Source organism: Sphingopyxis panaciterrulae (assembly GCF_014199295.1).
Classification (GTDB): Bacteria; Pseudomonadota; Alphaproteobacteria; order Sphingomonadales; family Sphingomonadaceae; genus Sphingopyxis; species Sphingopyxis panaciterrulae.
Map to the genome: position 1 here is coordinate 24893 of NZ_JACIJH010000011.1, position 19111 is coordinate 44003.

Annotated in this window: 18 protein-coding genes; 11 read left to right on the top strand and 7 right to left on the bottom strand. The window is 64.3% G+C overall.

All coding sequences use genetic code 11. The features are described 5' to 3' along the window. Positions 1 to 86: 86 nt before the first annotated feature. Positions 87 to 392: a conjugal transfer protein TraD gene (locus tag FHR21_RS14990; RefSeq protein ID WP_184099979.1), complete on the top strand. Its 306-nt coding sequence runs from the start codon at positions 87 to 89 to the stop codon at positions 390 to 392. Positions 393 to 414: 22 nt separating this feature from the next. Next, positions 415 to 636, top strand: coding sequence for a conjugal transfer protein TraD (locus FHR21_RS14995; RefSeq protein ID WP_184099981.1), 222 nt, complete (start codon positions 415 to 417; stop codon positions 634 to 636). Between the two features lie 3 nt (positions 637 to 639). Here the strand turns inward: FHR21_RS14995 and FHR21_RS15000 are convergent, their stop codons facing one another. The 4 genes from FHR21_RS15000 to FHR21_RS15015 all read right to left on the bottom strand — a co-directional run bounded on the left by FHR21_RS15000 (position 640) and on the right by FHR21_RS15015 (position 3266). Beyond that, the gene (locus FHR21_RS15000; RefSeq protein WP_184099761.1) at positions 640 to 1053 is read right to left on the bottom strand and encodes a Ros/MucR family transcriptional regulator; all 414 of its coding nucleotides are present in this window, start codon (positions 1051 to 1053) and stop codon (positions 640 to 642) included. A 76-nt stretch (positions 1054 to 1129) separates the two neighbouring features. Beyond that, complete coding sequence (locus tag FHR21_RS15005) at positions 1130 to 1636, bottom strand: sigma-70 family RNA polymerase sigma factor (protein WP_184099763.1); 507 nt, start codon at positions 1634 to 1636, stop codon at positions 1130 to 1132. Beyond that, positions 1633 to 2127 (bottom strand): hypothetical protein, encoded by a 495-nt coding sequence (locus tag FHR21_RS15010; RefSeq protein ID WP_246427262.1) that lies wholly within the window; start codon positions 2125 to 2127, stop codon positions 1633 to 1635. Before FHR21_RS15010 ends, FHR21_RS15005 begins: the two co-directional genes overlap by 4 nt. A gap of 218 nt (positions 2128 to 2345) precedes the next feature. Next, positions 2346 to 3266: a HEPN domain-containing protein gene (locus FHR21_RS15015; protein ID WP_184099765.1), complete on the bottom strand. Its 921-nt coding sequence runs from the start codon at positions 3264 to 3266 to the stop codon at positions 2346 to 2348. A gap of 278 nt (positions 3267 to 3544) precedes the next feature. Here FHR21_RS15015 and FHR21_RS15020 point away from each other — a divergent pair, with 278 nt between their 5' ends. Beyond that, positions 3545 to 7522 (top strand): NACHT domain-containing protein, encoded by a 3978-nt coding sequence (locus FHR21_RS15020; RefSeq protein WP_184099767.1) that lies wholly within the window; start codon positions 3545 to 3547, stop codon positions 7520 to 7522. Further along, on the top strand, positions 7515 to 8357 hold the full coding sequence (locus tag FHR21_RS15025) for a DUF4143 domain-containing protein (protein ID WP_184099769.1): 843 nt from the start codon (positions 7515 to 7517) through the stop codon (positions 8355 to 8357). The genes FHR21_RS15020 and FHR21_RS15025 overlap by 8 nt, the downstream gene beginning before the upstream one ends. Positions 8358 to 8663: 306 nt before the next feature. On the opposite strand, the gene FHR21_RS15030 is transcribed toward FHR21_RS15025, so the two are convergent. After that, on the bottom strand, positions 8664 to 8843 hold the full coding sequence (locus FHR21_RS15030; RefSeq protein ID WP_184099771.1) for a hypothetical protein: 180 nt from the start codon (positions 8841 to 8843) through the stop codon (positions 8664 to 8666). Between the two features lie 257 nt (positions 8844 to 9100). On the opposite strand from FHR21_RS15030, the gene FHR21_RS15035 reads away from it, so the two are divergent. From FHR21_RS15035 to FHR21_RS15045, 3 genes are all read left to right on the top strand, one after another. Then, entirely contained in the window at positions 9101 to 9337 is a 237-nt protein-coding gene (locus tag FHR21_RS15035) for a helix-turn-helix transcriptional regulator (protein ID WP_184099773.1), read from the top strand. Then, positions 9324 to 9521, top strand: a complete 198-nt coding sequence (locus FHR21_RS15040; protein ID WP_184099775.1) for a hypothetical protein — start codon at positions 9324 to 9326, stop codon at positions 9519 to 9521. The genes FHR21_RS15035 and FHR21_RS15040 overlap by 14 nt, the downstream gene beginning before the upstream one ends. Positions 9522 to 9597: 76 nt before the next feature. Further along, the gene (locus FHR21_RS15045; protein ID WP_184099777.1) at positions 9598 to 11232 is read left to right on the top strand and encodes a recombinase family protein; all 1635 of its coding nucleotides are present in this window, start codon (positions 9598 to 9600) and stop codon (positions 11230 to 11232) included. 61 nt (positions 11233 to 11293) lie between these two features. On the opposite strand, the gene FHR21_RS15050 is transcribed toward FHR21_RS15045, so the two are convergent. Both FHR21_RS15050 and FHR21_RS15055 read right to left on the bottom strand, forming a co-directional pair. Further along, positions 11294 to 12427, bottom strand: a complete 1134-nt coding sequence (locus FHR21_RS15050; RefSeq protein ID WP_184099779.1) for a cell wall hydrolase — start codon at positions 12425 to 12427, stop codon at positions 11294 to 11296. 128 nt (positions 12428 to 12555) lie between these two features. After that, a complete protein-coding gene (locus FHR21_RS15055) occupies positions 12556 to 13362 on the bottom strand; it encodes an ABC transporter ATP-binding protein (protein WP_184099781.1) in 807 nt (268 codons plus the stop codon). Positions 13363 to 13587: 225 nt separating this feature from the next. On the opposite strand from FHR21_RS15055, the gene rimP reads away from it, so the two are divergent. The 4 genes from rimP to infB are packed head-to-tail and all read left to right on the top strand — an operon-like array spanning position 13588 to position 19086. Beyond that, a complete protein-coding gene (gene rimP, locus FHR21_RS15060; protein WP_184099783.1) occupies positions 13588 to 14139 on the top strand; it encodes a ribosome maturation protein RimP in 552 nt (183 codons plus the stop codon). Continuing rightward, complete coding sequence (gene nusA, locus FHR21_RS15065) at positions 14139 to 15797, top strand: transcription termination factor NusA (protein WP_184099786.1); 1659 nt, start codon at positions 14139 to 14141, stop codon at positions 15795 to 15797. Before rimP ends, nusA begins: the two co-directional genes overlap by 1 nt. Then, positions 15778 to 16533, top strand: coding sequence for a DUF448 domain-containing protein (locus FHR21_RS15070; protein WP_184099788.1), 756 nt, complete (start codon positions 15778 to 15780; stop codon positions 16531 to 16533). Before nusA ends, FHR21_RS15070 begins: the two co-directional genes overlap by 20 nt. Positions 16534 to 16551: 18 nt before the next feature. Continuing rightward, complete coding sequence (gene infB, locus FHR21_RS15075; protein ID WP_184099790.1) at positions 16552 to 19086, top strand: translation initiation factor IF-2; 2535 nt, start codon at positions 16552 to 16554, stop codon at positions 19084 to 19086. Positions 19087 to 19111 lie beyond the last annotated feature (25 nt).

Consider the following 19111-nt stretch of genomic DNA (forward strand, 5'->3'; position numbering starts at 1 on the left):
TGTTCCATGCTGTCCCGGCAACACTACTGCATCACCGACGCCGCTCTTCTATCATGGCCGCATTGCCACAGAATGGAGACTTTGCGATGCGCAAACCCCGCGATATCGATTCGGAATTGAAGGCGCTCGAAGCCAAAGCGAAGACCCTCAAGGAACGCCGCGTTCGCCACCTCGGCGAACTCGTCATTGCGACCGGTGCCGATGCGCTTGATGCCGACATGCTCGCCGGCGCATTGCTTGGCGCCGTCGCGGTCAAGGATACAAGCGTGGAGGAGGGCTGGCGCAAGGCAGGCGCGCGCTTCTTTCAGCGCGGCGCAAGCAAAGCTGCGGCGCGATCTGATCGCGGTGCAGCGAATGACACAACGACTGACGGCCATGCGGCATCGGCTTGAAGCGGTGAAAGCACGGACCGGCATGCGCGAATGGCAAGTGAAGCGGCGCGAACGCACGCGGCAACTCATTGAGCTGGGCGGTCTCGTCGTCAAAGCCGAGCTCGTCGATCTCACCGACGACGATCGCGCGATGCTCTATGGCGCCTTCCTGTGGATGGCGAACAAGCTCAGGAGCGGCGAGCGCGCCCATGCCGCAGCGCTGTGGAAGCGGCGCGGGAAGCGCGCGTTCGACGCCGAGAGCTGACGTCTATTTCTTGCGCGGTCGTCCGCCGCGCCCGTTCTTGCCGAGCCCGATCTCCTTCGCGAGCGCGCGGCGCTTCTCGGCATAGTTGGGGGCGACCATCGGATAGTCCGGCGACAGATTCCACTTCGCACGATAATCTTCGGGCGTCATGTCATGGTCCGTCATCAGGTGGCGCCGAAGTGTTTTGAACTTCTTGCCGTCTTCGAGGCAGATGATGTAGTCGGGCTTCGTCGACGCGCGGAGCGATACCGCCGGTTCCTGTTTGGCTTCGGGCTCGTCGGCCTCCCCAAGTCCGGCGAGCGCGTCGTGCACGGTCTTGATGACCAGCGGCAGATCGGACACGGCCACATTATTGTTGCTGACGTGCGCCGCTACAATGTCGGCGGTGAGCGTGACGAGCGCTTCGGCATCTTGCATTTTTTGTTCTCCTTGGACCCGGCGGCATGACCCTTACTATTCTAAGCTACGGACATGCCCGTATCCGGACGCCACTTCAAGTAAGGCGCGCAGTGACTCTGCGGCATCGCGCCAGCGCGCGCCCGATATGATTTTCGACCGCCTTGCAGCTCACCCCGAGTTCGTCGGCAATGTCCCGGTAGGCCATGCCGCGCAGCCGGTGCATCAGGAAGATGCGCCGGGTCTTTCGCGACAAGGGGCGGAGCGCTCGCCAATAAGCGCGCCGCAGTTCCTTTCCCTCGAACCTTCGCTCCTGTTCGGGCGGCGTGACGCCATCGCGTTCCTCGTCGAACGGGTAGAGGACTCCCTGCCGCCTTTGTTGGCGTAACCGGTTGAGCCATATGTTGCGCGCGATCTTCGCCAGATAGGCCCGGGGATATTCGAGCGTCGCGAACCTGCCGCTGCCATAAAGGCGCATGAACGCTTCCTGCGTCAGATCGGCCGCCTCGTCGCGCCCGACCTTCCGCCGGAAAAAGCCATGCACCCGCGCTCGTTCGGCCCGATAGAAGGCGTCGAAGGCGACCGCCGAAGCCGGCGCGGTCACGGCCGCACCCCTTTACGCTCGCGCGGCAAGAGCGGCGCATCGCGCGAAGCGCGATAGAGGGTGATGCCTGCCTCGATACGGTCGAGGATGAAGGTGTCGCGCTCGGCCTTGGCGACGCGGATGTCGGCTCTGGAGTAAAACTCGAGGCCAACCGCGCAGCGATTGCCGAGCTCGTCGTCGATCACGTCACGGGCGCGGGTCCAGCATTCGGCTTCCTTGAACAGCGGATGATTGACGACGATCCAGAATTCGTAATCGGAAAAGTTGATCGTATCATCGTCTTCGTACCAACTCGTCCGCGCATAGGGGCCGATCAGGATGATGCGGCGAATCTCGCCCGGCTCGGGCGCCTGCACCGCATCGGGATCGAAGCAGGCGCGCAAGATGCGCGTGATCCGCTCGACCTCCTGCTGCTTGCGGCGGATCAGATGGCCGACGCGCGCCATCACGACTTCGCGCGCGTAAACGTCGTTCGCTTTGGGGGTATGCATGTTGAGCTCGCACAGCGGCGGTCCGCGCGTCAGCGCGCGAATGTGCAAGCGGTGTCCGCTGTGTGCCGATCGATCGGCTTACAGCAACTGCCCGACCCTCGGCCGGACCTGCATGATGCTGGCAGGACGTTCCTCGGGATGGCCGCCAGTCATTCCATCCCGTGGGCGGGATTATGCCAGAAGCGGGGAGGCCCGGCAAGCCGGGCGGCCGCCCGCGTCTATTCGCGCACGGCCTTTTCGAGCTCCGTGATCCTGTCGGTGCAGACCTGATGGACGACGCGGCCGAGTTCCTCGACACGCTCGCCGAGCCAGGTCAGCTCTTCTTCGCTGATCCGGTAGTGCTTGGAATAGCGGGCCTTGGTGTAAGCCTCTTTCAACTTCTGGAACATTGCGCGTTCGCGGCGATTGGCTTCCGGCCAGATGCCGTAAAGGCGGCGGTCCAGCCCCTCGGCGAGCGAACGCAGGAATGCGATGTTGTGGTTGTACGGCGTGTAATAGGTCAGCGTCAGCAGTAGGCAGGCATAAAGACGCTCGGTGGTCTGGTGCATATCGAAGGCAGCGTCCTTCAAATACCCCTTGTCGATTCCAAACCGGGCAAATTCATACCGCTTCATCGCAGACGGGAATCCGTCCTCAAAATATTCTCTCGCGGTCGCCAAAGCTTGCTCCGAAGTCTTCGGTTTCGGCGTCGCCAATTCACGATCATCAGCCTCGTAAAGCGCGATGCCATCCTTCGCGACCTCCATGAAGAAGACCCGGCCATGCGCGAGCCCATCGTTGACCTCGTGGAGCGAGTGGACGATGAAATTGACCGGCGTGCGCAGCGTCTTTTCGATCGTATACGCCCGGATCAGCCGCTCCTCGGCCTTGGCCCAATAGGCGGCGCGATCAGTCAGTTCCTTCTGGCTGACGATGACGAGAATATCGTAATCGGATTTATACTGGTTGGCAGACGCCCGCGCGTCGACCCAATCATCCCTCGCGTAGCTGCCGAACAGGATGATCTTCAATATGCGGGCGCCCTTGCGGCGCCCGGTCGCATTCTCGGTCGCGGCACCGAACTCGTCGAAGATGATTTCGACGATGCGTTCGAGCTCGCGCTGCTTGGCGGCTGGCAGATGATCGACGTCTGTTCGCATGCGTGCAGGAATCTTCGGGCAATGCCCGTCACTTGGCAAGAACAGATTGCCCGGCGCTCTGCGGGGGGCGTCGATAACCAGTCCATTCCGAGGATCGCCAGCCTATCAGCGCACTTCGGAACTGGCCGACTAGAGACTGTCGGCTTGTAAGGCAGTTCAGGTGAATGAGGACGTACTGCGGAGCCGAACATCCGCCTCGTCGACGGCATGGGCCTTAATCAGCATTTTCGGGTTTAGGTTGAGGTTTAATTCCTTGTAGGGGACGCTATCTTCGAACGATGCCGATCCCGCACTTTCTGCCTCGCGCACTAACCGCTCGGATCGATGGCTCGGAGCGGTTGATCCATCACACCGACCTTCTGGCTCTCCCGGCGAACCTCGTCATTCTTGGTGAAGCGGGAATGGGGAAGTCCCGCCTCCTTGAAGAATTGCAGGGCGAGAGGGTCAAGCTCGTCACCGCGCAGCGTCTCATCAACCATCACGATCCGGTCAAGCTTGTCGCAGGCGTAGATTGTCTTTTGGTCGATGCGCTCGACGAAGCCTCAGCCTTCAGGGAGGGCGAGGCAGTTAGCGGCGCGCTCGCGAAGATCGAGCAATCCGGTGTTGGTCGCTTCATTCTGAGTTGCCGATCCGAAGATTGGCAGGCGGCTACCACTGTTTCCCTGATCAGGGAAACGTTCGGCGCGGCGCCCTTGGAATTACAGTTGCAGCCCTTCGACGAAAGCCAGATCCGCGGATTTCTTACCGGCGAACTCGGATCCGAGGGAGCGGCAGCCGTCTTTGCCGATTACAAGCGCTTGGGCTTCAGCGAATGGCTCGGCAATCCGCAAACGCTGATCATGCTTGCTGAAGTGGTTAGGGCAGGCCAGTCGCCCAAGACGACCGGCGACCTGTTCTCGCGTTATGTCGAGCTGAACTTGCCCGAAGGAAATCAGGCCCGGCGCGAGCGCGGCGCCGAAGTTTCCATGGACGCTCGGCTGGATGTTCTTGGCGCGGCCTTCGCCGCGCTGATCCTGTCGGGCAAGGCGGCGTTGGCGAAGGCCGCTGCGGCTCCGAACGATGGAGACCTTCGCTTGTCGGAACTGGAACCGCTTCCGGGAAATACGGACTGGAATCTCGTCTCGGGCAATCGCCTAATCCGGGCTTATCCCGGCGATCCCAATCGGCTCTTATACGCCCACCGCCGTATCGGCGAATGGCTTGCTGCAAGATGGCTCGCACGTCGGGCAAAATCAGATCAGGCGCGCGAACGGCTTCTGGCAGCGCTCACCGTTCATCATGTCGTTCCTGCCAGCTTGCGTGGGCTTTTCGCGTGGTTGGCGCAGTATCGGGACTTCTCGCTCTCGGTCATTAAGACCGATCCGATGGCGGTGGTCGAATATGGTGATGCCGATGCGCTTCGCGATGATGAGGCGGAAGCGCTCTTCCGCGCGCTGGAAGAGCTTGCGAAGGCAGATCCCTATTTCGCGGGGTGGGGAGATTTTCGCGCCAAGGCCCTCGTTCGCGGACATATGCGCGAGCATTCCATTGATGCCGTGCTCGACCAAAACCGAAACGAACGGCTGCGCCTCTTGCTGGCATCTCAGTTCAAGGGGGAACAACTCCCGGAAGATGTCGTGTCTCAGCTGCGCACTGCGGTGCTAGATGAGGACGCCTTCTACCCATTGCGGGAGGAGCTTTCCAAGGCTGTCATAGGAAATGTGGACGCAGAAGATATTCGGGCTCTGGTGGAAGAGCTTCGTCGGCAAGCGACGAATGACTCAACGAGGCTCGCTTCGAGCCTTATGCTCGAAGCTGGTCTTGACCTGTTCGATGACGAGCAGATCGTGCAGACGATTATGGCCGATTGTGGCAATGCGCTTTGCGCGGTTCCCCAAGAGGGGGAAGATCGCATGTCTGCGAAAACCTGGAGCTATCGGCGGGACGTGCCCGACGCTCGTCTGATCTCATTCCTCGACTGCTTCGCTGATTATGCGGACGCGCTTCTGCCGGAATATCGCAGTATCGAATCAGCCGACGTTATCGGGCTGGGCGATGCGCTCGTCGCACGGCATTTGATGGTTGGTCCAGTTGATCCCGTGCGGCTGATCAGATGGTTGGAGGCATTCGGCGGCCGGGACAGCTATGTTGCGAGCGACGAGAAGACGATCGCTCAATTTCTGCGCGAGAATGACGAGGTCCGGCGCGCCATCCAGATTCACAAACTGGGGCAGATCAAGACGCCGAAGGAGTTTTTCGAGGCCAACTATGCAATGGCCGACGCAAAGCACGACCTCGCATTTACCGATGGTGATCTCGCTGCGTTTCTCGAGAAGCAGGATGCGAGCTTCCCATGGGAAGCCGCAGTGCGATCGATCCGTCACTCCGAAACCGAGGGTGTCGAGACTCGTGCTGCAGCAAGACGCTTTTCCGGTAGCGATGACGAATATCACGCGCTGCTGGAATCCTTGCTCAACCCCGGGAAGCACCCTTGGGAAGTCGAGCAGGAAAAGAAGCGATCCGAGCGGGCGTCCGAGCGCGAGGTGCGCTGGGCCAGTTTCCGGGAGGGCGTAGCCAAGGAACGCAAGCAGGTCGAGCAGGCGCGCTACGGTGTGATCCAGCAGGTCGCGAACGTATACTTTGCGCGATACTCCGATCTTGAAAGTCTCGAAGGTGCGGAGGCGCGCCTGATTGCTTTGTGCGGCGAGGACATGCTTCCGTCGATCCGGATAGGTCTAGAAACCTATCTCGGTATCGCTCCGCTCGAACCGAGCGCTGCCGATGCGGCCGCGAGCTATGCCGAGAACCGGATGTGGAGCGCGCGCTATATTCTGCTGGCAGGCCTTGCAGAGCGGTTTCGTACGACAGGCGCACTGGGCGATCTGACACGCGACCAGTTGGTCGCCGCTCAGCTCCATTCCGCGAATTTTGCGCTCCAGTCCGACGAATGGTCCGATCTTCGAAAGGCCATTTGGGATCGCATCGTTTCCGACAAGGGAGCCTTCGAAGAATATGCCCGCCTCATGGTCGAACCATCGTTCGCCAAGGTCAGCGAGTTCACCACGGGTCTTTATGAGATTTTGCAGGAAGGGCGCGCCGCGCATCCCCATCTCGTCGATAGTCTGGTCGCGGAATGGCTCCACCGTTTTCCCGATATGCACTTCCGTTCCGAGGCCGAGCTCATGGACGTGCTCCTCCGAAAAGGAGATTGGGCTATTCTCGCTCCGCTGATCGAGCAACGGCTTGCAATGAAGGAATTGCACGAGGAACGGCTGCACAATTGGCAGGCCGCCGCGCTGATCACAAATTTTGAAACCATGGCGCCAGCGCTTGCGACAGTGGCTGCGAGCCAGCCGGGGCTTTTCTGGGCGGTGCGATCGCGGATGGGCGCGCGGCGTCCCTATGACGATACGTTCGAGGCGATGTCGCTGGAACTGACGGCTTGGTTGATCGAGCATTTCCGGAAGCGCTTCCCGCTGGTGCATCGCCCCTCGGGCGTAACGATTGGCGAGAGCAATCCGTGGGACGCAACGGAAGCGCTCTCCCGAATGATCGACCGGCTTGGCACCGATCTTTCCGGGCGCGGGGCGGATTTGCTCGAGGCGCTCGCGGGGGTCGAGGATGGCTACCGTGATCGCGTGCTTGCTGTGCTCGCCGAAAACCGCCGGCAACGGGCCGAGCAGGCGCGTTCCACGCTTTCCGTGCAAGCGCTGGCAGATATTTTGACCTCGGGACCACCGCACAACCTGCGCGACCTCCAGGTTCGGGTTCTACAGCTGATCGAACTCGTCGAGGCACAGATAAAGAATAATCCCACGGACACTTGGGTTACCTTCTTTCGCGACGACAAAAAAACTCCGCACAGCGAGGAGCAATGCCGCGACAGGATCATCGAAATCCTCCAGCAGCATGAAGACCAGATCGAATTCAGCCCCGAAAAGCACCTCGGCAATGATCGGGAAGGCGACATCGCCTGCGTCATCGCTGGGCTGCATTTACCGATCGAGGTCAAGGGGCAGTGGCACAGCGAGCTTTGGCGCGCGGCGGACGATCAACTTTTGGCGCAGCAGGCAGCCGACCATAAGGCCGACGGATATGGAATTTTGCTGGTTCTTTGGTTCGGCAACCGCGGCAAGACGCTCACAGGTGCTCCACAAGGGTCCGGCATCTCAAAGCCCGCGACGCCTCGCGAGCTTGAGGAGGCGCTCACAAGCTGCAGTAAGGCCGCGCGCGATGGGAATGTCGTCGTGAAGGTCATCGATCTGTCGCGTGGCTGACGGCGGCAAAGGTCGTAATCGCGCCGCTCCCGAGAGAGTAGAGGCATGGGAATGGGTGCCGCCTCTGCCCGTCCCCGATCTCACGAAATCGGCTGCTGCCGAGGCAGAACCGGAAGCCCTGTTGGCTTCCTTCGATCTGAATGTACATTGGCTGCGCGGCGGTTTTCGGGCCAGCCTGTTCGCGCCAACCGATCAGGTTAGCCAAGCTTACCTGGATGATTTGATCGCGACCGACCTCGTCATCGTTCCGGAGATGACCCGGCGCGGCGTTGCCATTGATGCAGGCAAACTGCTTCGCATTTTCGCGCGCCACAACGGACACAATCTCGATACGCTGCAAAGGAGTCTCGGTTATGATACCCAGTCCTTCAACGATCTCGTCGATCATTTTTGTGCGGCCGGGCTGATCTTTCGCGTTCCCTGTCTGCCCGACGAGGGTCGGCCGGACATCTACTATTTCTGCGATACCGGAGTGCTGCATCGCCTGTTCAATCCCAAGTGGCAGCAGATCGGAAAAGGCCGCAAATATTTTGCCAGAAGTTGGGAAGGGTTCGTAGTCCGGACGATCTGCCAGCGCTACGGATTGGAAGCGGAGGTGTTCGTCTGGCGGGAGGCCGATCTAGACGAGATAGATCTGGTGCTCAGGTGGCCAAATGGTGAGTGCTGGGCGATCGAGATCGGTATTGGGGAAAACAAGAGGCCGTCCAAGGGTTATAAGGGCGGGGTCAGGAAACTCGCGGCGACCGAATTCACCATCATCCATCGAGGAGCCATAGATTGGGTCGATGGCTACGAACGGATGACGCTTGAAGAGCTTTTGACCATCCGGCCCTAGCGTTTCGAGAGTCGGCCTCCACAATCGTAATCCCCGTGCCGGAACGGTAGGCTGCGACGCTCCGTTTCGGCGGGGGGCTAGCTGTGGATCGGCACGCCTAATAAGCGTGCTACCTTGCCGAGACGTCTCCGATGGCGAACGGGGAAACGGCAATCGGCGCCCCAATGGCAAAGCCCTTATCCCCACTGACGCTACCGACTGCGCTACAATGTCGGCCTTCCGGCTCTGTTCGATGTTGGTGGTATGGTCGACATGAGGCGCAAAGCTGAAGCGCGGACTAGCGAGAATGGATTTGCGGGGTGGCGTTCAATAGCTGCTGGCGAACATCGTGCGCTGAATTCCTTCAAACGCGCCAAAATGCGCTGAAACCGTAGTTTCCAGGAGGCGCAGTTCCGCCGATCCTTGGCGCATGACGTCATGCAATGATCTCCTCGCAACCTGGGCGATCCCCAAAAGCGAATCTGCATCGGCAAACGCTCCGTCCACTCGATTCGGCGCGCGTCGCGCGGCCACAGAGGCAAGAGCCGGCTGCCCCAGGCGGCACCAAATCCGTGATTGGGACGGCATGGGAAAAAAATTGTGGCCCCGCCGTCAAACGACAACGGACGCCAGGAAAAGACAAGAGACGACGCCCCACCCTGCGCAGGCTGAGACGCCGCGAGGAGGCAGTTGTTCGGCGCGGCGATATCACCAATTCTAGCCCCAAGGGAGCCCAGCCAACCCCAGCCGAAGGAGTAACCCCCATGCCTGTGCCCGAACGGATCATCCGCCTTCAGACTGTGCTCGCCCGCACCGGGCTCTCACGCTCGACGCTCTATCGCAAGATTGCCGACGGTACGTTTCCAGAGCAGGTGAAGATCAGCGTTCACGGTGCCGGGTGGCACGAGTCCGCGGTCAACCGCTGGATCGCCGATCCGCCCGCCTATCGCGCCGACAACAACAATCGCGATGCGCAGCGGCCCGGTCATGCGAGAGGATGACGCGCCGCGCGATGGCATCGTGGCCGCGAACGATAATGGCGTAGTCGATCCCGCCGCTGTCGATGCGGCGCTGACGCGTATCGCCGAAGCGATCGGTCGCCACATCGCCCGCGAGCATATCCGTGCCCGCAAGGCGGCGAACGACAACGAGCCTCTGAAAAACCCGAAGGCGCCGACGCATTGACCTTAGGGTGTTGGCGCGGGACACTGTCTTACCCGGCTGTGCGGGGCCTTCCCCCGCCATTCGAAAGGAAGCCACGATGATCCGCGCCGCGCTCTATGCCCGCTATTCCTCCGACCAGCAGAATGCCGCGTCGATCGCCGACCAGCAGCGGCTCTGCCGCGAGCGCGCGGAGCGCGAAGGGTGGCAGATCGTCGCGAGCTATGCCGATGCCGCCATCTCGGGCGACAGCATGATCCTGCGGCCGGACGTCCAGAAGCTGCTCGCCGATGCGCAGGGCGGCAAGTTCGACATCGTGGTCGCCGAAGCCCTCGACCGTGTGTCGCGCGATCAGGCCGATATTGCGACCTTGTACAAACATCTCCAGTTCGCACGGGTGCCGCTGATCACGCTCGCCGAAGGCGAAATCTCTGAGCTGCATGTCGGGCTCAAGGGCACGATGAACGCATTGTTCCTCAAAGACCTCGCCAAGAAAACGCATCGCGGCCTGCGCGGGCGGGTCGAGAAGGGCTTCTCCGCCGGCGCGGTCGGCTATGGCTACCGCATGGTCCGGCGCCTCAACAGCGAAGGAGAGCTTGTGCGCGGCGAGCGCGAGGTCGATCCCACGCAAGCGCTTATCGTCGAGCGCATCTTCCGAGAATTTTCCGCTGGCAAAAGCCCCATCGCCATCGCACGCGACCTCAACGTCGAGGGCATTGCGGGGCCGTCGGGAAAGCCGTGGCGCGACACGAGCATCCGGGGCACCCCGCGCCGGGGGGTCGGTGTTCTGAACAATGAGCTCTACGTCGGCGTCCGCGTCTGGAACCACAAACATTATGTGAAAGATCCGACCACCGGCAGGCAGGTCACCCGGCTCAACCCCGAATCCGAGTGGGTACGAAAGGCGGTGCCCGAACTGCGCATCGTCAGCGACGAGCTATGGGACGCGGCCAAGCGCCAACAGGAAGCGCTTGCCGCGCGGAACAAGGGCATCAAGGCAGCGGCGCAGGCGCGGGCGCTGCATGGCAAGCGGCGTCCAGCCTATCTGCTCTCGGGCCTGCTCGAATGCGGTGCGTGCGGCAGTACCTTCGCCATCGTCGTCAGTGACCGCTATGGCTGCGTCGGCCATTATCGCAGCCGCACCTGCTCCAACAGCCGGACGATCCGGCGCGAGGAACTGGAGCGTCGGGCGCTCGCGGGCATCGTCGACCGGCTGGTGTCGGCTGACAAGATCGACGCGGCCGTCGCCGCCTATGCGAACCATATCAACCGCGAGAATCGCGAGCGTCGTATCCAAGCCGATGCCGACAGCCGTGCCCTTGCGAAGATCGACAAGGCTATCGCGGGCATCATGGCGGCGATCGAGGACGGGCTTTATCAGCCCTCCATGAAAACGCGCATGGCTGAACTCGAACGCGAGAAAGCCGAAATCACCGCGCGGCTGGCCGAGGCGCCCGCTGGCATCCCCGATGTCCATCCCGGTGTAGCCGAGATTTACAAGCGCAAGGTCGCGAGGCTCACCGAAACGCTCCACGACCCGCAGGCGCGGCTCGATGCGTCAGCCGACATCCGCTCGCTCGTCGGCAAGATCGTGCTGCATGCGGGTGAGACGCGCGGCGAGGTTCATGCCACCCTGCATGGCTCGCTCATGGGCATTCTCGACTTCGTGAATGACAACGCGCAACCGGGCACCGACCGAGTTATAACAAAGGTGTGCCCGGGTTCGCGGGAATGACAAGGTTATGAAATGTCAGTCGTCGCCCAGGCCCGCTTCCGGTCGTGAACGGGTGCTCGGTTTAGCCGATCCACTCCCCGCTGCCCTTATATTCGTCGCGCACCTGCCCCGACTGGTTGAGCCGCGGATCGGCATAGGTCGGCGGTGCGGGTACGGCTGCGGGCGCGGCGGGCGGCGGGGTACCGATCGCGCGCTCGCTGGCGGCCATCGCGTTCGGCGTCGGCGCCGGGGCGACGTCGGGGAGCGGGGCGCTGTTGCTACCTTCGGGAAGCAGCGCGGTCGGCGCCGCGCCCTTCGCGCGCGCGGCAAGCTGGTCGGCGACCGGCAGATAGGGACCGGGCACCGGCTCGCGGCCCGGATAGGGGGTGCGGAAGGCGTCGGGCATGCCCCAGCGCCCGCGCCAGCGGTGAAAGATATGCGCGCCGACGATGTTGGTCATCACCAGGCTCTTGCCCCAGCGCGGCCAGATCGCGGTGGTGTGATAATGGGTCGCGAGCCCGACGCCCGGAAAGACCTGTCCGCCCAGCGCGGCGGAGGCGATGCGGCTCGCGCGCAGCCAATTGCGCCGCTCCGGCGCGCGCGCCATCGCGCCGTCGCAGGCGAAGGTGAACTGGCACACGCCGGCGCGCTGCGACCCCTGGAACACGACGCCGCACACGCTGTTCGGAAAGCTCGGATGGCGCACCCGGTTGAGCACGACCTGCGCGACGCCGCGCATCCCGTCGTCGCTTTCGGATGCCGCCTCGTAATAGAGGGCGGCGGTCAGGCAATAATGGGCGCGCTCGCGGTCGAGCGCGGTCGCGCCGCGGAACGCATAGGACTTGGCCGGCGGGCCGACGAAGGCTTCGTCGCGCAGCGTCGCGGGATCGACCGGCGGCAGCGCGCTCGCGTCGGCGAAGTCGACGCTGCGCGGATCGGGCAGCGTCGGGTCGATCTTCAGCGCGTCGGCATAGCTGCCCGCGTTCATCACCGCCCAGCGCGCCGGGTCATAGGGCCTGAAATCGAGCGGCACGCTGACGCTGTAGGGGCCGAAACCGCGCGGCCGGAACTGTCCGCCCGCCAACGCGAGCGCGAGGCAAGCGACGATGACCATGCCGAGCAGTCCGGACCAGAAATTGCGCCCCGGCGCCGCCAACCGCGCCGCCGCGGGGTCGATCCAGGCGTGCTGGGCCGTCAGGTTGAGTTCGGGCTTCATGCGCGCATCGTCATCCGTGCCGCCGCGCGCGACCGATTCGCGTGCGGATACGCGGCCAGCTTATGCCGCGAGGTGCGAATAAAAGATTGCGCCGCGAACGAAATGTCCCGCGCCGGGACAGCGACGGGCTACGCCCCGGATTGCGGATGGATATCGGCGTCGAACCACTCGCCGCGCGCCGTTACCGCCATCGGCAGGTCGAACAGGCCGCTCAGCGCCTCGCTCGTCAACAGCTCGGCCTTGGCGCCGTCGCGGAAGAGCTTGCCGCCGCGCAGCATCACGATGCGGCCGATCTCGGGCAATATCTCTTCGATATGGTGGGTGATGAGCAGCATCGTCGTGCCGCCCCGCGCCACCCCGCGCAGCATGTCGAGGAAATGGTGCCGCGCCGCGGGATCGAGCCCCGCGCAGGGCTCGTCGAGCAGTAGCGCGCGCGGCCGGTGCGCGAGGGCGCGGGCGATCAGCACGCGGCGCGCCTCGCCGGTCGACAGGCTCGCCATGCTGCGCCCGATCAGGCGGCTCGCGCCCACCTTTTCGAGCGCGGCGCGCGACACGTCGACCATCTCCTGCGTGACATGCTGGTGCGCCCACAGCCCGCGCGAGGCGAAAAAGCCCGAGACGACGCAGTCGAGCACTTCCAGCGGCGGTTCGGCGTCGAAATCGAGCTGCATCGTCGACGACACGATGCCGAGCAGCCTGCGAAGCTCGAAGACGTTCCAGTTCTCCTGCCCGAAGATGCGGACATCGGCGCCGTAGAGGGGATAGAGCTGGCGCGCGATCAGCTTGACCAGCGTCGACTTGCCCGATCCGTTGGCGCCGAGGATCGCGGCGCTCTCGCCCGCGCCGATGGTCAGCGCGGGCAGGTCGAGAATGCACGTCTCGTCCGCCATGACGCGGACATTGGACAGGGCGAGCAGGGGAGAGTCATCGGCCATGGCGGCGCGTTGAGCATGGTGCGGTACAAGATGAAAGGGGGAATGTCGGTTTTGGGGTGGGGAGTGGTCATACCCCCAGCTTCGTCATTCCCCCTTGCCGACTCTTCGCAACGCGCCTATATGCAGCGCACTTCTTGACATGGTTAGCCAGTTGGGACGTCGGGGCCGCGGGCCGCGGCGGCTTTTTCCGCATGGCTTTCCTGTCATCCGATTTGGGATCATCCTTTGGTCGATTTCGACGCCCTCAACGCGATCATCGCGCCCGAAGCCGAGGCGATGGGCCTGGCGCTCGTGCGCGTCGCCTTCTTTGGCGGCGACAGCGATCCGACCTTGCAGGTGATGGCCGAGCGGCCCGACACGCGCCAGCTCACCATCGACGATTGCGCCGACCTGTCGCGCCGCATCTCCGACCGGCTCGACGCGCTGGAGGAAGCCGGCGAGGACCCGATCGACGGCGCCTATCGGCTCGAGGTGTCGTCGCCCGGCATCGACCGGCCGCTGACGCGCCGCGCCGACTTCGCCGACTGGGCGGGGCACGAGGCGAAGATCGCGCTCAAGGAAAAACGCGACGGGCGCCAGCGCTTCAACGGCGAACTGGTCGGCATCGACCCCAGGGGCGATGTCGTGATGATTTTGGATAAGGAAGGTGTGCAGCATCATCTGCCGTTCGACGCGATCGACACGGCGAAGCTGGTTCTCACCGACAAATTGATTGCCGCAACCGTTCCGCTCTCGACCGAGGGCGCCGACGACATGGAAGAAGAAGGACAGGACTGATGGCCACTGCCATTTCCGCCAACAAGGCCGAACTGCTCGCGATCGCCAATTCGGTCGCCAGCGAGAAGATGATCGACAAGGGGATCGTCATCGAGGCGATCGAGGAAGCGATCCAGCGTGCCGCGCGCGCCCGCTACGGCGCCGAGAACGACATCCGCGCCAAGCTCGACCCGCAGACCGGGGATCTTCGTCTCTGGAGGGTTGTCGAGGTGGTCGAGGCGGTCGACGATTATTTCAAGCAGGTCGATCTCGCCGCCGCGCAGAAGCTGCAGAAGGACGCGAAGATCGGCGATTTCATCGTCGATCCGCTGCCCGCGGTCGATCTGGGCCGCATCGACGCCCAGTCGGCGAAGCAGGTCATTTTCCAGAAGGTGCGCGAGGCCGATCGCGCCCGGCAATATGAGGAATATAAGGACCGCGCGGGCGAGATCATCACCGGCGTCGTCAAGTCGGTCGAGTTCGGCCACATCGTCGTCAACCTCGGCCGCGCCGAGGGCGTGATCCGCCGCGACCAGCAGATTCCGCGCGAACTGATGCGCGTCGGCGACCGCGTCCGCGCGATCATCCTGTCGGTGCGCAGCGAAACGCGCGGGCCGCAGATCTTCCTGTCCCGCGCGCACCCCGACTTCATGAAGAAGCTGTTCGCGCAGGAAGTACCCGAAATCTATGACGGCATCATCGAGATCAAGGCCGCGGCGCGCGATCCGGGCAGCCGCGCGAAGATCGGCGTCATCAGCTATGACGGCAGCATCGACCCCGTCGGCGCCTGCGTCGGCATGAAGGGCAGCCGCGTCCAGGCGGTCGTGCAGGAAATGCAGGGCGAAAAGATCGACATCATCCCCTGGTCCGAAGACACGGCGACCTTCGTCGTCAACGCGCTTCAGCCCGCGACGGTGCAGCGCGTCGTGATCGACGAGGACGACGGGCGCATCGAGGTGGTGGTTCCCGACGACCAGCTCAGCCTCGCCATCGGCCGCCGCGGCCAGAATGTCCGCCTGGCGAGCCAGCTCACCGGCAAGCAGATCGACATCATGACCGAGGCCGACGCGAGCGAGAAGCGCCAGCGCGAATTCGTCGAACGCTCGACGATGTTCCAGGAAGAGCTCGACGTCGACGAGACGCTCGCGCAGCTCCTCGTCGCCGAAGGCTTCGGAGAGCTGGAGGAAGTCGCCTATGTTCCGCTCGAGGAACTGGCGGGCATCGAGGGCTTCGACGAGGAACTGGCCGAAGAGCTGCAGAACCGCGCGACCGAGGCGCTTGAGCGCCGCGAGGCGGCGGCACGCGCCGAGCGCCGCGAGCTCGGCGTCGAGGATGCGCTCGCCGACATGCCGCATCTGACCGAGGCGATGCTGGTCACCCTCGGCAAGGCGGGAATCAAGACGCTCGATGACCTCGCCGACCTGGCGACCGACGAACTGATCGCCAGGAAAAGGCAGGACAATCGCCGTGGCCCCTCGCGCGACCGCGGCGACCGCGCCGAGGATAAGGGTGGCGTTCTGGGCGACTATGGCCTGAACGAAGAGCAGGGCAACGAGATCATCATGGCGGCGCGTGCGCACTGGTTCGACGACGAACCCGAAGCAGCCGCGCCAGCCGAAGCGGAGCCCGCGGCGGAGCCGCAAACCGGGGAGGCCGCCGATGCGGACCCCGCGCAATGACCGGCTAGGCGACACCCACCGCGCGAGCAGGCGCGGCCAACATGCGCCCGAGCGGCGCTGCGTGGTGACCGGCGAAGTGGCGCCGGCCGAACGGCTCGTGCGTCTCGCGCTCGGGCCCGACGGCGCCATCGCGCCCGACGTCCACGGCAAGGCGCCGGGGCGCGGGGCGTGGATCGGCGTGCCGCAGGCGGAGCTCGAAGCCGCGCAGACGAAGGGCAAGCTCAAGGGCGGGCTCGCGCGGGCGCTTCATGGCGGCGACTTCACTGTCCCCGCCGACCTCGGGGCGCGGATCGCGGCGCAATTGCAGCGCGCGACGCTCGACCGGCTGGGGCTGGAGGCGCGCGCCGGCACGCTGATCCTCGGCAACGACCGCATCGAAGAGGCGGCGCGGCGCGGGCGGGTGCATCTGCTGCTCCACGCGGCCGATGCCGGCGAGGACGGGCGGCGCAAGCTGGCCCAGGCGTGGCGCGTCGGCGAGGGTGACGAAGGCTCTTCGCGCGAGGGGCTGGTCTTGCCGGTGGACCGAAACGCCCTATCTATGGCATTGGGGCGCGAGAATGCGGTGCATCTGGCATTGACTGATGCCCGTGCCGCCGACCGGGTGCTCGCGCATTTGAGCCGCTGGCAGTTTTTCACCGGATGGTTTAGGGACGCGGCGAACCGCGGTCCCGATACGGATTCCCGCTCGGCGGGTAATGAGGCGGAGCCTACGGACTCCGCCGCTTCGGACGCGTAGAAGGATATTGGGTTTTCGATGAGTGACGAACAGGACAAGCCGACTCTGACCCGCAAGCCGCTCGGCCTCAAGCGGACGGTCGAGGCTGGCCAGGTGCAGCAGCAATTCAGCCACGGCCGCCGCAATACGGTGGTGGTCGAGGTGAAGCGCCGCCGCGTGCTCGGCCGCCCCGGCGAAGCCGCCCCTGCGCCCGAAGCCGAAGAGGCGAAGGCCGCGCCGACCCCGGCGCCCGCCGCGCCCAAGCCGGCACCGAAGCCCGCCCCTGCGCCGCGCGCGAGCGAGACCGACAGCCTGATGTCGCGTCAGGAACGCCAGGCGCAACTGCTGCGCGAGGCCGAGGAGGACCGCCTTTCCGCGCTCGAGGATGCGCGCCGCCGCGACGAAGCCGCGCGCGCCAGGGCGATCGAAGAGGAAAAGGCGCGTGCCGAAGCGCGCGAGGAAAAGGCGAAGGCCCCCGAGCCGGCGCCCGAACCCGAAGCGCCCGCCGCCGCTGCCCCCGCTCCCGTTGAAGAGCCGGCGAAGACCGAAACCGCGCCGCGCGCCGCCGCGGCCGCCGCGCCGGCCCCGCGCCGCTTCACCCCGGTCGAAGCGCCCAAGCGCCCCGAACCCAAGCGCCCCGAACCCAAGCCGGGCCGTGGCGGTGGCGACAATCGCCGCCAGTCGGGCAAACTGACGGTCACCCGCGCGCTCAACGACGACGAGGGCGCGCGCGCGCGCAGCCTCGCCGCGCTCAAGCGCGCGCGTGAAAAGGAAAAGCGGGCGCACATGCGGCCGTCGTCGGGCCCGCGCGAGAAGCAGGTCCGCGAAGTGATCGTGCCCGACACGATCACGGTGCAGGAACTCGCCAACCGCATGGCCGAAAAGGGCGCGGATCTGGTGAAGGCGCTGTTCAAGATGGGCATGCCGGTCACCGTCAACCAGACGATCGACCAGGACACGGCCGAACTGCTCGTCACCGAATTCGGGCATGAGATCAAGCGCGTCAGTGAAGCCGACGTCGACATCCGCCACGACGAGGATGTCGACGACGCCGCGGCGCTGAAGTCGCGCGCGCCGGTCGTCACGATCATGGGCCATGTCGACCATGGCAAGACCAGCCTGCTCGACGCGCTGCGCGGGGCGAATGTGCAGGCGGGCGAAGCCGGTGGCATCACCCAGCATATCGGCGCCTATCAGGTGAAGGCGAAGGACGGCAGCGCCATCACCTTCCTCGACACGCCGGGCCACGAAGCCTTTACCGAGATGCGCGCGCGCGGGGCGAACGTCACCGATATCGTCATCCTGGTGGTCGCCGCCGACGACGGGCTCAAGCCCCAGTCGATCGAGGCGATCAATCATGCCAAGGCGGCGGGCGTGCCGATCATTGTCGCGATCAACAAGATCGACAAGGACGGCGCCAACCCGCAGCGCGTGCGCGAGCGCCTGCTCGAGCATGAGGTGATCGTCGAGGAAATGGGCGGCGACGTCCAGAATGTCGAAGTGTCCGCACTCAAGAAGCAGAACCTCGACAAGCTGCTCGACGCGATCGCGGTGCAGGCCGAGATCATGGAGCTCAAGGCCAACCCCGACCGCAATGCCGAAGGCACGGTGGTCGAGGCGAAGCTCGACAAGGGCCGCGGCCCCGTGGCGACCATCCTCGTCCGGCGCGGCACGCTGAAGGTCGGCGATATCTTCGTCTGCGGCGCCGAAAGCGGCCGCGTCCGCGCGCTCGTCAACGACAAGGGCCAGCAGATCAAGGAAGCCGGTCCGTCGATGCCGGTCGAGGTCCTGGGCCTTGGCGGCGTGCCGATGGCGGGCGATACGCTGACGGTCGTCGAGAATGAAGCGCGCGCCCGCGAGGTCGCGGCCTATCGCCAGAGCGAAGCGCTCAAGAAGCGGACGGCACAGGCGCCGGTCAGCCTCGAGGGCATGTTCTCGGCGCTTGCCGACAAGGCGAAGGTCATCGAATATCCGGTGGTCATCAAGGGCGACGTGCAGGGGTCGGTCGAAGCGATCGTCAATGCGCTCAACAAGTTGTCGACCGACGAGATTCGTGTCCGCGTGCTCCATTCGGGCGCCGGGGCGATCACCGAAAGCGACGTGACGCTTGCCGCCTCGACCAACGCGCCGATCATCGGCTTCAATGTTCGCCCGAACGCCAAGGCGCGTGAGATCGCGAACCGCGAAAAGGTGCGCTTCCTCTATTATGATGTCATCTATCACCTGACCGAGGAGATCGCGAAGGAGATGGCGGGCGAGCTCGGACCCGAACGCGTCGAGACCGTCATCGGGCGCGCCGAGGTCAAGGAAGTCTTCCCGGCCGGCAAGCGCGACAAGGCTGCGGGCCTGCTGGTGCTCGAAGGTTCGATCCGCAAGGGCCTCCACGCGCGTCTCACGCGTGAGGACGTCATCGTCTCGGCGACGACGATCGCCTCGCTCCGCCGCTTCAAGGACGATGTCGCCGAAGTGCGCGCGGGCTTGGAGTGCGGTGTCGTGCTGGCGGATACGAACGACATCAAGCCGGGCGACCATCTCGAAGTCTTCGAGGTCGAACTGCGCGAACGGACGCTGTAACCTTTGGGGGAATTATCGGCATGCG